This window comes from Streptomyces sp. NPDC056600, from assembly GCF_042792855.1.
Classification (GTDB): domain Bacteria; phylum Actinomycetota; class Actinomycetes; order Streptomycetales; family Streptomycetaceae; genus Streptomyces.
Genome location: NZ_JBHTVQ010000062.1, coordinates 1 through 13,816, shown reverse-complemented (window position 1 = coordinate 13,816; position 13,816 = coordinate 1). Strand labels below are relative to the sequence as shown.

The window sequence follows — 13,816 nt, the reverse complement described above, 5'->3', positions numbered from 1 at the left end:
GCCTTGTCGCCCTGGCAGGTGGCGACGCCGGACGCGTGTCGGGGCGGCCCGTTGACCGGACCGCCCCTTCAGGTGAACGGATTCGCCCGCTTGCCGGACGCTTCCGATCGAGTGACGCGCTTCCCTGACACCGCGTCACGGGCTGTCGGCCCGGGTCGCGGTGTCCGCCGCACGGGGCCTACTTCACGGCGCCCGCCATCACCCCGGAGACGAACTGCCGCTGGAAGGCGAAGAACACCGCCAGCGGGATCGCCATGGAGAGGAACGCGCCCGGCGCGAGCACGTCGATGTTGCTGCCGAACTGCCTCACCTGGGTCTGCAGCGCCACCGTGATCGGCTGGCTGCCGGAGTCGGCGAAGACCAGCGCGACCAGCATGTCGTTCCACACCCACAGGAACTGGAAGATGCCCAGGCTCGCCACCGCCGGGCCGCCCAGCGGCAGCACCACCCGGGTGAACAGGCGCAGTTCCCCCGCGCCGTCCAGCCGGGCCGCCTCGAGCAGCTCGCGCGGGATCTCCGCGAAGAAGTTCCGCAGCAGGAACACCGCGAACGGCAGGCCGAACCCGGTGTGGAACAGCACCACACCCGCGATCGACCCGAACAGGCCCAGATCGCCGAAGAGTTCGGCGATCGGCAGCAGCGCCACCTGGACCGGCACCACGATCAGGCCGACCACGCCCAGGAACCACCAGTCGCGCCCGGGGAACTCCATCCAGGCGAAGGCGTAGCCGGCGAGCGCGCCGATCACCACGACCAGCAGGGTGGCCGGCACGGTGATCAGCAGGGTGTTGAACAGCGAACCGGTGATGTCGTCGTTGCCGAGCAGGTTCGTGTACGACTCGAGGGTCATCCGCGAGGGCTCGGTCAGGACGGTCCACCAGCCGCTGTCCGCCATGTCCCGCGGCGAGCGCAGCGAGGAGAGCAGCAGACCCACGGTGGGCATCAGCCAGAACAGGCCGACCACCACCAGGAACAGCTGGACCAGCGTCCCGCCCAGCCCGGAGACCGCCCGCGAGGCGAGCGAGGGCCTGCGCGGCGCCTGCTTCCCGGCCGCGCCCGAGGCCGGAGCCGGTGTCGTCGGCGTCGAGGTCGAGGTCATCGCTGTCGGCCCTCCTGCCTGATCCGCCGGACGTTGAACCACATCACCGGGACGACGAGCAGCAGCAGGAAGACCGAGATGGCGCTGGCGACGCCCGGCTGGTCCTCGGCGAAGCCCTTCCGGTAGAGCTCCAGCGCCAGCACGTTGGCGTCGTCCTGCGAGGAGCCCGGCGGGATGATGTAGACCAGGTCGAAGATCTTCAGCACGTTGATCATCAGGGTGACCAGCACCACGCCCAGCACCGGGGCCAGCAGCGGCACGGTGATCCGGCGGAACACCTGCCACTCGGTGGCCCCGTCCACCCGGGCCGCCTCCATCAGCTCCCGCGGCACCCCGGCGAGGCCCGCGGCGATCAGCACCATCGCGAACCCGGCCCACATCCACACGTACGACCCGATCACCGCCGGGGTGACCAGCGACGGACCGAGCCAGTCGATCCCGTTGTACGGCTCGCGGAAGTTGTCGGCCGGCAGCCGCAGCAGCGCCCCGTCGGCCTCGGCGGACAGGCTGAAGGAGCCGTCCGAGGCCGCCGTGGCCCGGTCCACCACCTTGCCGTCCTTGACCGCCTCGATCCGCATGCCCGGATAGCCGACCTCGGTGGCGTCCGGCTCGTTGAGCGCGCCCACGCCCTTGCCGCGGGTGAAGTCCTGCCAGGTCACCCCGGTGATCCGGTCCTGCCCGGCCTTCGCCGGGCGGGCCGGGGAGGCGTCGTCGGGCATCACGTCGGGGGCGACGCCCACCAGCGGCAGCGACACCGGCGTGCCGACGCGCACCGGGTCGGTGGTGACGAACGCGCCGCCGCCGGCCGGCTTCAGCGGCGACTCGCGCCCCGGGTGCGCCTTGGGGAAGGCGGAGGACTCCGCGAAGGTGTCGTGCACCCCCACCCACACCGCGTTGGCGACGCCCTTGTCCGGGTCCTGGTCGTAGACCAGGCGGAAGATGATGCCCGCGGCCAGCATGGAGATCGCCATCGGCATGAAGACGACCAGCTTGAACGCCGTGCCCCAGCGCACCCGTTCGGTGAGCACGGCGAAGATCAGGCCGAGCGCGGTGGCAACGGCCGGCGCCACCACCACCCAGATGAGGTTGTTGGTCAGCGCCCGCAGGATGCCGTCGTCGGTGAAGAGCTCGACGTAGTTGTCGAAGCCGGCGAAGTTCTCACCGGTGCGGTCGAAGAGGCTGCGCAGCAGCGAGTACCCGATCGGGTACACCACCAGGGCGCCCAGCAGCACCAGGGCGGGCAGCAGGAACAGGAACGGGAGGGCGGACGCCCGTCTCCGGGACGCCCGGCCGCGGGGGGACGGCGGGGCGGAGGGCGCCCCGGCGGGCTCTGCCGCCGGGGACCCCTCCTTGGTCACGGCCGGATCCATCGGGCCTCAGTCCCCGTAGGCCTTGGCCGCGGCGGCCTCCAGCTTCTTCTGGGCGCCCTCGACGTCCTTCGGGTTCTTCAGGAAGTCCTGGAGGATCTTCCACTCGCCCTTGCCGGGCGTGCCGCCGAAGGCCTGCGGGGCCTGGTCCGACATGTCGAACCGGAAGTCGTCACCGGCCTCGATCAGCGCCTCGGCCATCTTGCGCTGCACCTCGTTCGGGTAGGCGGACGAGTCCACCGCCTTGTTCGGCGAGAGGTAGCCGCCCAGCTTCGCCTGGATGCCGGCGGCGTCCGGGGAGGCCAGGAAGGTGGCCAGCGCCTGCGAGGCCTTGGAGTCCTCGAGGATCACCGCGGCGTCGCCGCCGGAGACCACCGGAGCGCTGTCGCCGACCGCCGGGAAGGGGAACACCTTGGCGTCGGTGCCGACCTTCGCGTCCGTCTCACCGATGTTGACCTGCACGAAGTCGCCCTCGTAGACCATGGCGGCCTTCGGCTGGTCGCCCTTGCTGAAGGTCTGGGTCACCGAGGCGGGGAACTCCGTCTGCAGCGCGCCGTCGGCGCCGCCCGCGACGTAGTCCGCCTTGCCCCACACCTGGGCCAGGGTGGTCAGGGCCTCCTTGACCGACGGGTCGGTCCACTTGATCTCGTGCTTGGCCAGCTGGTCGTACTTCTCCGGGCCGGCCTGCGAGAGGTAGACGTTCTCGAACCAGTCGGTCAGCGTCCAGCCGTCGGCGCCGCCCACCGAGAACGGGGTCACGCCGGAGTCGTAGACGGCCTGGGCGGTGGCCATCAGCTCGTCCCAGCTCTTGGGCTCCTTCGCGCCCGCGTTCTCGAAGACCTGGGTGTTGTACCAGATCAGGGACTTGTTGGCGGCCTTGTAGTAGACCCCGTACGGCTTGCCCTCGTGGGAGCCGAGGTCCTGCCAGCCCTGGCTGTAGTTCTTGGCGAGCTGCGCCTTGGCCTCCTCGCCGAGCGGCTTGGCCCAGCCCTTCTCCACGGCCTGGTGGATGGCGCCGACCTGCGGCAGCATCGCCACGTCCGGCGGGGCGCCGCCGGCGATCTTGGAGCCGAGGAAGTTGATGATCGGGTCCTGGGCGGGCACGAACTTCACCGTCGCGCCGGTGCGATTCTCGAACTCCGCGAGGACCTTCTTGAAGTTCTCCTGCTCCGTGCCGGTCCAGACGGCGGCGACCTCGAGGGTCTCCCCGTCGAGCTTCGGCAGGTCGACGGTCTCCTTCGCGGCGCCGCCGCCGGCGGCCTTGTCCTTGTCCTTCTTCCCGTCGTCACCGCCGCCGCAGGCCGCGAGGGCGAGGGCCAGGGAGGTGGCCACCAGGGCGGTGGGTATCCGAGAGGTTGTCAGCGCCTTGCGTACGCGCATCGTTGCCCCGTTCTTCGTTCGTCGCTGAACGTGTCGGTGGACGTTGCGACTTGCGCCTTCCCAGGGGAAGTGCGGGTTACGCGCGCGTTGCTGACGCGGGCTCGGTGCCGTGGGCGTGTCGCCCTGATCGTTGCCCCGCCGTTACTTTTCGCCCCTGGGTGCGGCGGGGCGGGCGCCCCGTCCCGCCCGGGGCCACGCCCGGCACGGGGCGCCCCCGTACCGCCGGGGGCCACCCCGCGGCTTGCGGATCCGCGCTCCCCGCACCCTTCGGGCAGTCGTGCCGCTGGGCCAGCGGGCGGTGCGAGTTCACGCTCCCCGCCCCCCTGCGGGCAATCGTGCCGCTGGGGCGATGGGGGTCCTCCCCCAGACTTCGTCCGGGGGTACCCCCACCTGCTCGAGCGAAGCCGAGAGCTTGGGGGTGGGGGTACCCCCTGGACGAAGTCCTTGGGGGAGGTGGGCGCAGGGGCCCACGTCCCCACGAGACAGCTCGCTCCACGCGACGTAAGCCCCTCTGGGAAGGGGGCGGGTCGGGGGAACGAGAGGGTGCTGCCACCGGGGCTCAGCCCTGACCCCGGCTGCGGCCAGGTCTCGTGCTTATGGTGCCGGAGGCTTGCGCACGGTGGGGCGAGCCGCTCGCCGCGGAGGCGCCGCCCCTGCGCCCGCCCGTGCCGCCCCCTGGGCGGCCCAGCCGCCCGCAGGGGGGCGGGCGGGCCGCCCGCAGGGGGGGGCGGGCGGGCCGTCCGGAGGGGGCGGCGCAACCGGGAGGGGGCGGCGCAACCGGGAGGGGGCGGCGCGACACCGGGAGGGATCGGCGTGCCGCCTCCCGAGGGGCGGGGCCTAGCGCGCGGCGGCGGACGGGACGGTGGAGGTGGGGTGCTGGGCGGCGGCGCGGGTGAGGGCGCTGGTGAGGAGGGCGAGGTCGGTGGGGCCGTTGCCGAGTTCGCGGACGGGGCGGCGGGTGGGGGGATCGCCCATGCGGGACCAGTCCAGGGGCTGCACGGTGGGCCGCAGCGTCCCCGTGCGGGGGATACGGCCCGTCACCCTCCCGCCCTGGAAGGGCGTGACCGACCCGCCGGGCGCGAGGAGACGCCCGCGTCCCGTCGGTGCGCCGTCGTCGAGCAGGACGCGCAGGGAGGACAGACGCCCGGGCTCCGAACCCTCCGCCGAGACCGCCGCCGCGACCAGGTGGACGCCCAGCCGCCCCCCGTCCCGCGTCACCGCCTCCAGCGCCCGCACCACCGAACCCGCGGACGGACGGCCCGGCGCCCCGAGCGCGGGGTGCAGCAGCGCGTCGAGGTCGTCCACCACGACCACCAGTCGCGGCATCGTCACCGGATCGGCCGGCCCCGCCGCCGCGGACCCCCGCTGCGGCACGACCCGCGCCGGCATCCGGCCCGCGTGCCAGGAGGCGAAGTCCATCAGCCCCAGCACCTCGCCGCGCCGCTTCAGCTCGGCGGTCAGCGACTGCGCGAACTCCCGCATGATGAGCGGGTCGTTGGCGACCAGCCGGCCCGTGACGTGCGGGATCTCGGCGCACGGCTCGAGCCCCTGGGCGCGCGGCGACGCGGAACCGTCCACCAGCAGCACCGCGAGCCGCTCGGGCCGTTCCGCGGACGCCAGCGAGGCCACCACGGCCCGCAGCAGCTCCGTGCGCCCGCTGCCGACGGCGCCCTCGGCCAGCAGGTGCGGCCCCTCGGCCGCGAGGTCCACGGCGACCGGCCCGTGCGGACCCGCGCCCAGGACGGCGACCGCGCGGCCGCCGGGTGAGTCCGGGTCGTCCGCGGCGTCGGCCCAGCGGGCCAGGAGGGAGGACGGGGTGGCGCGGGCGAGGCCCAGTTCGTCGAGCAGCCGCGCCGCGTCGGGCAGCGGCTGCGAGGGCCCGGGCTGCGGCCCGCGGGAGCCCGCCGCCCCCGGCGACGGGGACGGTGGCGCGTCGGCCCGCAACGGGGCCAGCGCCCGGGCGAACCGCTCGGCCCACGCCGGCGACACCGCGTCGACCGCGCCCACCGTGCCGTGGCCCACCGGCGCGGTCCGCGGCAGCACCGGCCCGGCCGGGGTGGCGGAGCCGGACCCCGAGCGCGGCGCCGGGACGCCGCTCACCGGCGCGAGCCGCAGCAACCGCAGCGCCGTGGCGACGTCGCCGCTGAGCAGCGCCACCGCCCCGCAGGCGCGGAAGGCGGGGACCAGGGAGCACGCCGTCTCGTAGGTCTCGGTGAGCGGGGAGGCGGGGGAGGCCGGTGCGGTCTCGGCCAGGCACAGCACGTGCACGCCGGCCCGCGGACCGTTCAGCGTCAGCCGGGACACCGCGTCCCGCACGTCCGCGCCGCCGGGGTCGCCGTCGACCACCAGCACGGTGGAACGCAGCCCGCCGGTCCGCGGGGCGGCCGGGCCGCCGGGCCCGTTGGGGGCGGGTGACGGCGCGGCCGCTGAGTCGGCGACCCGGCGCAGCAGTTCCTCGGTCCGGGCGGCGGCCTGGTCGCGGTCGTGCGCCAGCAGCAGGCGGCAGTCCTGACCCTGGGTGGGGCGCACGTGGGGGAGCAGGCCGAGCCAGGCCCACTCCGCGGTCCGCTCCTCCAGGGGGCGCGAGCGGTCCGCGCTGATCAGCACGATCTCCAGGATGTCCGGGGAGTGCAGCGCGGCCAGCTGCGCCAGCACCGCGCGGGCCAGCCCGGCCAGCCGGGGGCGGGGCCCCGCGAGCCCCAGCGACCCGGCCTCGCGCAGGGCGGCGGTCACCGGCACGGCGGGCAGCAGGCCCTCGCCGTCGGGGGACGGCCGGTCAGCGGTGCCGAGGCGGACCGTGAGCGCCTCGGGGTGGTCGTGGCCGCGCTCCCACAGGCGCGGGCCGGGGCCCAGCGCGGTGAGCAGCAGCTCGGCCGGGTCCGGCCAGGTGTCGGGGCGGCGGGGGACGGTGGCCCAGCCGTCGGTGTGCGCGGTCCGTCCGGAGGAGGCGGCGTCGGCGCGCTCGCCCCCGCTCCGGCCGGCGGTCAGTCGCCGGGCCCACGCCGTTATGCCCCGCCGCCGGGCGGGCTCCCCGGCCTCACCGGGGGCCGCGGCCTCGCCGGGGGCCGTGGGGGCGCCGGGCGCCCCTCCGTACGCGGATCCGTACGCGACTCCGGTGGGACCGTCGGCCGCGGGCGCGTCGCCCCGGCCGCCGGTGGCCGCGGACGCCGCGAGCCGCCCGGAGTGCCCGGAGGGGGTCCCGGGGAACGCGTCGGGGCCGCCCGGCACGCCGGCGGCCTCCCCGGCCGGGCCCTCGCCGGTGGCGCCCCGGGCGGTCCCGCCACCCCGGGTCTCCCGGGCGTCCCAGCCCTCCTGTCGGTACCGGTCCTCCTGCCGGACCCAGCCCCCTTGCCGTTCCCAGGCGCCCCGTGACCCCTGCGCGTCCTGCGCGTGCGCGTCCTGCGCTTCCTGCGCGGCTGCGGTGCGGTCGGCCCGGGCAGCAGCCGGAGCGCCGTGCGCGCCGGGCGCACCAGAACCCACCGTGGGGTCCGGACCGCCGGAGCCGGGACCGCCGGGCCCCACGGACAGCCGGAGGCACCCCTCGCCGTCCGCCGTCACCGGCGAGGGCGGCACGGAGGCGGGCAGGGCGAGCCGCAGCGTGGACTCCCCGACCCGCAGCAGCGCCCCCGGCGCCAGCGGGACCGGCCCGGAGTCCAGGACCCGGCCGTCGAGCCGCGTGCCGTTGGTGGAGCGCAGGTCGGCAACGGTCACCGAACCGTCCGGGGCGACGGTGACCGCGCAGTGCGTGCGGGAGACGTCCGGGTCGTCGAGCGGGATCTCGGCGTCGACGGAGCGGCCGACGGTGACCTGGCCCCCGTGCAGCAGGTGGACGCCGCCCGCGTCGGGACCGGCGACCACGTGCAGCTCGGCGACCGCGGCCGGCCCGGTGCCGTCCTGCGCGCCGAGGTGGCCGTCGGGGTCGGCGGGCGCGCCCAGCGACAGCACCGCGCCGTCCACCAGAGGGGGTTCGCCCAGCACCCGGCGCAGCGGGTCCAGCCGCTCGGCCCCGGCGTACAGGGCGGTCCCGCCCCCGTCCCCGCCGGGAACCGCCGTGGCCAGGTCCGCCGCCACGGCCGCCAGCGTGGTGCCGGCGGGGGCGGTGACCAGCACGTCGCGGCTCGCGGCGGTGGGGTTCAGCGGGTCTACGACGGTCAGCCGGATCTGCATCGCCGTCAGCGATCCCTTCCGCTCGGGCGCCCGTGGCAGTGGTCGACGCCCCGGGTCCCCCACCGCGCCGTCCCCAACCGCCCGCAGAGCACGTCGGCCTGTAGCTGTAGCAGGGTGCATCCTCGCACCCGGGACGCGGCCCGCGCCCGCGGGCCACCCTCAAGTGATCTTGATTGGTCACCTGTGTCCTGGAAAGTGGCCCATTCAACACCTGTTCATGACTGATTACGCTCGCTCGCGGAAACCAAGCGACCGGGATGCACGTCTTTCCGTGCGGGGAGCCCCACCGCGCCCCGCACGGCGTGCCCCACCCGGCGCCGCCTCACCGGCCGTGTCCGGACCGAGACGGATCCGGGCATGCCGACGACCGCCGCCACCGGGCCCCACGGCCTTACAGTGGGCAGGACCGGTCGCCGAAGCGCCGGTGCGAGTGATCACGACCAGCAGGGAGCACATGACGTGCGGCCGGTAGGCAGCAAGTACCTGCTCGAGGAGCCGATCGGACGCGGCGCCACGGGCACCGTCTGGCGAGCCAGCCAGCGTGAGACCGCGGGGGCCGAGGCCGCCGTCGCCGGGCAGCCCGGCGAGACCGTCGCCATCAAGGTCCTCAAGGAGGAGCTGGCGAGCGACCCCGACGTCGTGATGCGCTTCCTCCGCGAGCGCTCCGTCCTGCTCCGGCTCACCCACGACAACATCGTCCGGGTGCGCGACCTGGTCGTCGAGGGCGACCTGCTCGCCCTGGTGATGGACCTGATCGAGGGCCCCGACCTGCACCGCTACCTGCGGGAGAACGGCCCCTTCAGCCCGGTCGCCGCCTCCCTGCTCACGGCGCAGATCGCCGACGCGCTGGCCGCCAGCCACGCGGACGGCGTGGTGCACCGCGACCTCAAGCCCGCCAACGTCCTGCTGCGCCAGACCGGCGGCGAGCTGCACCCGATGCTGACCGACTTCGGCATCGCCCGCCTCGCCGACTCCCCGGGCCTGACCCGCACCAGCGAGTTCGTCGGCACGCCGTCGTACGTGGCCCCGGAGTCCGCCGAGGGCCGCCCGCAGACCTCGGCGGTCGACATCTACGGCGCCGGCATCCTGCTCTACGAGCTGGTCACCGGCCGCCCGCCGTTCGGCGGCGGCAGCGCGCTCGAGGTGCTCCAGCAGCACCTCAACGCCGAGCCGCGCCGTCCCTCCACGCTGCCCGAGCCGCTGTGGACGGTCATCGAGCGCTGCCTGCGCAAGAACCCCGACGAGCGCCCCAGCGCGGTCGGCCTGGCCCGCGCGCTGCGCGTGGTCGCCGACGGCGTGGGCCTGCGGGCCAGCTCGGCGCAGATCGTGGCCGCCGACAACGTCGGTGCCCTGCTCGCGCCCGACCCGGCCCCCGCTCCGGTGCCCGGCACGCCCCAGCCCTCCGGGGCCTCCGAGCCCACCCAGGTCCTCCCGCACGGGCCGGGCCAGGGCCAGGGCTTCGGCCAGGGCGGCGCGTACGACCCGAACGCCGCCACCACCGTGATGCAGCACCCGCCGGGCGGTTCCGGCGGCGACGCCGACCCGACGCGGATGATGCCGCCGCAGGGCGCCGGCGCGGGCCCCGAGCAGCCGCACCCCTGGCAGACCCAGCTCAGCGCGGCCCGTGAACGCAACGAGCAGACGCAGGTCCAGCAGTACGTCCACCCCGACGACGACTCGGGGGACCCGCTGCGACGCCGCCGGCCGCAGCGGCAGGTCGCCCCGCGTCCGCAGCAGCCCCCGCGCTCCCAGCAGCAGTACGGCTACCCGCCGCAGCACCAGCAGCCGGTGCAGCGTCCGGCGCCGCGACCGGTCCAGCGGCCCGCGCAGCGGCCGGTCCAGCCCCAGCCGCAGCGCTACGCGGCCCCGCCGCAGCAGCCGCCGGCCGCCCCGCCCGAGCGGCGCCGCAGCGCCAACCCGGTCCGCATCCCCGGTCTGGGCTGCCTCAAGGGCTGCCTGATCATGGTCGTGGTCTTCTTCGTGGCGGGCTGGCTGGTCTGGGAGCTGTCGCCGCTTCAGGAGTGGATCGGCACCGGCAAGGGCTGGTGGGACCAGCTGACCACCTGGATGGGCGACATCTCCGACTGGTTCACCAGCATCGGGGACACCGCCAAGGACGTGCAGAACGGCGTCGACGACGTCCAGAAGGGCGTCGGTGACGCCCAGGACGCCCTGCCGTAGCGGGTGAATTCACCGGCTGCCGTGAGGGAGGGCCCCGTGGGCGCGTAGGTTTGCACCAACACGCTTTCACAGGAGCTCTCTTGGCACGGAAGATCGGCAGCCGGTACACCGCCCACCAGATCCTCGGACGGGGCAGCGCCGGCACGGTGTGGCTCGGCGAGGGTCCCGAGGGGCCCGTGGCGATCAAGCTCCTGCGCGAGGACCTGTCCTCGGACGAGGAGCTGGTCGGCCGCTTCGTCGGCGAGCGGACCGCGCTGCTCGGCCTCGAGCACCCGCGCATCGTCTCGGTGCGCGACCTGGTCGTCGACGGGAGCAACCTCGCCCTGGTGATGGACCTGGTGCGCGGCACCGACCTGCGCACCCGCCTGGAGCGCGAGCGCCGTCTCGCCCCGGAGGCGGCGGTGGCCGTCGTCGCGGACGTCGCCGACGCGCTGGCCGCGGCGCACGCCGCCGGTGTGGTGCACCGGGACGTCAAGCCGGAGAACGTCCTGCTCGACATGGACGGCGCGCTCGGCCCCGGCAACTCCCACCCGGCGCTGCTGACCGACTTCGGGGTCGCCAAGCTCATCGACGTGCCGCGGCGCAGCCGGGCCACCAAGATCATCGGTACTCCGGACTACCTGGCCCCCGAGATCGTCGAGGGACTGCCGCCGCGCGCCTCGGTCGACATCTACGCCCTGGCGACCGTGCTCTACGAGCTGCTGGCCGGGTTCACGCCGTTCGGCGGGGGCCACCCCGGGGCGGTGCTGCGGCGGCACGTGACCGAGACGGTGGTGCCGCTGCCGGGAATTCCCGAGGAACTGTGGCGGCTGATCGTGCAGTGCCTGTCCAAGGCCCCGGCCTCGCGGCTGCGGGCCGCCGAGCTGGCGGAGCGGCTGCGCGAGGTGCTGCCGCTGCTGGCCGGGATGCCCGCGCTGGACGTCGAGGACGTCGACCCGGAGGAGGAGCCCGAGGCTCCGCAGGCCCCGCTCCCCGGCGCCCCGGCCGACGTGGACCGCCGCGCGCCCCAGGCCGCCTCCCGGCGTGGGGCCGTGCCGCTGGTGCGGGGGTCGCGGCCGGACTCCAACCGGGACACCCACACCTCGATGCGGGTGCCGGAGCCGGACGAGCTGGCCGGCGGCGCGCTGGGGACGGCGCGGGCGCCCAGGGCCGCCGGAGCCCCGCGGCCGGGCTCGGCCCGCAACCGGCCCGCCGCCGCGCGGGGGCGGGCGGTGACCGCGGCCGGGCTGGCGGTCGCGGCCGCGGCGGCGGCCACGGCCTGGTGGCTCGCCTCTCCTTCCGGGGACGCTCCCGCCCCGCCCGCCCCGGGCGCCTCCTCGGCGGCTCCCTGACGGCCGGGGGAGCGGTGGCGGCCGGGGCGCGGGCCGGACGCGGGCCGTCCCGGGCCCAGGGGTGTGGCCCTGGCCGCCGGACGGAGCCGTTACGCTGGAGGGCGTGGCAGTCGTCGATGTATCCGAAGAGCTGAAGTCCCTCTCCTCGACCATGGAGTCGATCGAGGCCGTCCTGGACCTCGACAAGCTGAGGGCAGACATCGCCGTGCTCGAGGAGCAGGCGGCCGCGCCCTCCCTCTGGGACAACCCGGACGAGGCGCAGAAGATCACCAGCAAGCTGTCGCACCTCCAGGCCGAGGTCCGCAAGGCCGAGGCGCTGCGCGGCCGGATCGACGACCTCGGCGTCCTCTTCGAGATGGCCGAGGAGGAGGACGACCCGGACACCCAGGCGGAGGCCGAGACCGAGCTGGTCGCGGTGAAGAAGGCGCTGGACGAGATGGAGGTCCGTACCCTCCTCTCCGGCGAGTACGACTCCCGTGAGGCGCTGGTCAACATCCGCGCCGAGGCCGGCGGCGTCGACGCCGCGGACTTCGCCGAGCAGCTCCAGCGCATGTACCTGCGCTGGGCCGAGCGCCACGGCTACAAGACGGAGATCTACGAGACCTCCTACGCGGAGGAGGCCGGCATCAAGTCGACCACCTTCGCCGTCCAGGTCCCGTACGCGTACGGCAACCTCTCCGTCGAGCAGGGCACCCACCGCCTGGTGCGCATCTCCCCGTTCGACAACCAGGGCCGCCGCCAGACCTCCTTCGCGGGCGTCGAGGTGCTGCCGGTCGTCGAGCAGACGGACCACGTCGAGATCGACGAGTCCGAGCTCCGGGTGGACGTCTACCGCTCCTCCGGTCCCGGCGGCCAGGGCGTCAACACGACCGACTCCGCGGTCCGCCTGACCCACATCCCGACCGGCATCGTGGTCTCCTGCCAGAACGAGCGGTCGCAGATCCAGAACAAGGCGACGGCGATGAACGTCCTCCAGGCCAAGCTGCTCGAGCGGCGCCGCCAGGAGGAGCAGGCGAAGATGGACGCCCTCAAGGGCGACAGCGGCAACAGCTGGGGCAACCAGATGCGGTCGTACGTCCTGCACCCGTACCAGATGGTCAAGGACCTCCGGACCGAGTTCGAGGTCGGCAACCCGCAGGCCGTCCTGGACGGCGAGATCGACGGGTTCCTCGAGGCGGGCATCCGCTGGCGCAAGCAGCAGGAGAAGTAACCGCCCGTCGCCCCACATTTTCAGTCAACTGCCGCCTTTAGGGCGGCAGTTGTCGTTTTGTGTATGTGACGTGAAGCAACTTGACGATGCTTTGGTTTGTCGGAAGGGTTAGATCGGCATGCGTGTGACCGGGGGCGCATGTGAACCGGGGGGCCGGCGAAGGCGCCCCCGTCGATCACCGCCCCCGGGACGCGGCCTACCTGACGACAGCTACTGGGGGTAGCAAGCACATGACGAAGAGAACACGGGTCCGCCTCGCGCGGATCACCGCCGGTGTGGTGATAGCGGCCGGCGCGTCGCTCACCGCGGCGGGTGCGGCGTCGGCGTTCGAGACCGGCGGCAACGACGGCGGGGTCACCGCGCAGGAGACCGACGGCGGCACGTCCGAGGGCGGCGACAACGGCGGCGGTGACGGCGGCGCGGTCGCGGGTGTCATCGCGGGCGGTGACGGCGGCGGCGGTGACGACGGCGGTGTGATCGCGGGCGTGATCGCCGGCGGCGACGGTGGTGGCGATGTCGGCGGCGGTGACGTCGGTGGCGGTGACGTCGGCGGTGGCGACGTGGGCGGCGGTGACGTCGGTGGTGGCGATGTCGGTGGCGGTGACGTCGGCGGTGGCGACGTGGGCGGCGGTGACGTCGGTGGTGGCGATGTCGGCGGCGGTGACGGCGGCAACGGCAACGGCGGCAACGGCGGCGGCGACAACGGCGGCGGCAACGGCGGCAACGGCGGCGGCAACAACGGCGGTGGCGGCAACGGCGGCGGCATCGGCGGCCCCGGTCCCAACACCGGCGGCGAGGAGCCCCAGGGCGGCGACGGCAACCTCGTCGACACCGGCTCCGACTCCACCACCCCGCAGGGCGGCGGCGACGAGCTCGCCGAGACCGGTGCCGCGGAGACCTCGTTCCTGCTGATCGGCGCCGCGACGATGATCGCCGGCGGCATCGGCTTCCGGGTCCTCCCGCGTCTGATGGAGGGCCGCGGCGGCGCCGCCGCCTGAGCGGACCGGCCGGCCGCCTGACGGGCCGACGCGGCTCGGCGGGCGCATGAACGAAGGGCGGGGCGGTACGGCATCAGCCGTAC

At 74.9% G+C, this 13,816-nt stretch carries 8 protein-coding genes; 4 read left to right on the top strand and 4 right to left on the bottom strand.

All coding sequences use genetic code 11. From position 1 onward, the window contains the following. Positions 1-178: 178 nt before the first annotated feature. The 4 genes from ACFRAV_RS25630 to ACFRAV_RS25615 all read right to left on the bottom strand — a co-directional run bounded on the left by ACFRAV_RS25630 (position 179) and on the right by ACFRAV_RS25615 (position 8,013). On the bottom strand, positions 179-1,099 hold the full coding sequence (locus ACFRAV_RS25630) for a carbohydrate ABC transporter permease (protein WP_382558607.1): 921 nt from the start codon (positions 1,097-1,099) through the stop codon (positions 179-181). Further along, a complete protein-coding gene (locus ACFRAV_RS25625; RefSeq protein WP_382558606.1) occupies positions 1,096-2,469 on the bottom strand; it encodes a carbohydrate ABC transporter permease in 1,374 nt (457 codons plus the stop codon). The genes ACFRAV_RS25630 and ACFRAV_RS25625 overlap by 4 nt, the downstream gene beginning before the upstream one ends. Positions 2,470-2,475: 6 nt before the next feature. Then, positions 2,476-3,846, bottom strand: coding sequence for an ABC transporter substrate-binding protein (locus ACFRAV_RS25620; protein WP_382558605.1), 1,371 nt, complete (start codon positions 3,844-3,846; stop codon positions 2,476-2,478). Positions 3,847-4,683: 837 nt separating this feature from the next. Continuing rightward, positions 4,684-8,013, bottom strand: coding sequence for an FHA domain-containing protein (locus ACFRAV_RS25615; RefSeq protein ID WP_382558604.1), 3,330 nt, complete (start codon positions 8,011-8,013; stop codon positions 4,684-4,686). Between the two features lie 459 nt (positions 8,014-8,472). Between ACFRAV_RS25615 and ACFRAV_RS25610 the strand changes: the two genes are divergently transcribed. The 4 genes from ACFRAV_RS25610 to ACFRAV_RS25595 all read left to right on the top strand — a co-directional run bounded on the left by ACFRAV_RS25610 (position 8,473) and on the right by ACFRAV_RS25595 (position 13,733). Next, positions 8,473-10,194 (top strand): serine/threonine-protein kinase, encoded by a 1,722-nt coding sequence (locus ACFRAV_RS25610; protein ID WP_382558603.1) that lies wholly within the window; start codon positions 8,473-8,475, stop codon positions 10,192-10,194. Between the two features lie 80 nt (positions 10,195-10,274). Further along, the gene (locus ACFRAV_RS25605; protein WP_382558602.1) at positions 10,275-11,525 is read left to right on the top strand and encodes a serine/threonine-protein kinase; all 1,251 of its coding nucleotides are present in this window, start codon (positions 10,275-10,277) and stop codon (positions 11,523-11,525) included. A 103-nt stretch (positions 11,526-11,628) separates the two neighbouring features. Continuing rightward, positions 11,629-12,735 carry a peptide chain release factor 2 gene (gene prfB, locus ACFRAV_RS25600; RefSeq protein WP_382558601.1) on the top strand — a complete coding sequence of 369 codons (1,107 nt, stop codon included), beginning with the start codon at positions 11,629-11,631 and terminating at the stop codon, positions 12,733-12,735. Between the two features lie 230 nt (positions 12,736-12,965). After that, entirely contained in the window at positions 12,966-13,733 is a 768-nt protein-coding gene (locus ACFRAV_RS25595) for a hypothetical protein (RefSeq protein WP_382558600.1), read from the top strand. Positions 13,734-13,816: the final 83 nt, after the last annotated feature.

What these genes read in the sequence shown, in the direction of transcription:
- ACFRAV_RS25630 (WP_382558607.1), bottom strand. Translation starts at nt 1,099, where the DNA reads ATGACCTCGACCTCGACGCCGACGACACCGGCTCCGGCCTCGGGCGCG.
- ACFRAV_RS25625 (WP_382558606.1), bottom strand. Translation starts at nt 2,469, where the DNA reads ATGGATCCGGCCGTGACCAAGGAGGGGTCCCCGGCGGCAGAGCCCGCC.
- ACFRAV_RS25620 (WP_382558605.1), bottom strand. Translation starts at nt 3,846, where the DNA reads ATGCGCGTACGCAAGGCGCTGACAACCTCTCGGATACCCACCGCCCTG.
- ACFRAV_RS25595 (WP_382558600.1), top strand. Translation starts at nt 12,966, where the DNA reads ATGACGAAGAGAACACGGGTCCGCCTCGCGCGGATCACCGCCGGTGTG.
- ACFRAV_RS25615 (WP_382558604.1), bottom strand. Translation starts at nt 8,013, where the DNA reads ATGCAGATCCGGCTGACCGTCGTAGACCCGCTGAACCCCACCGCCGCG.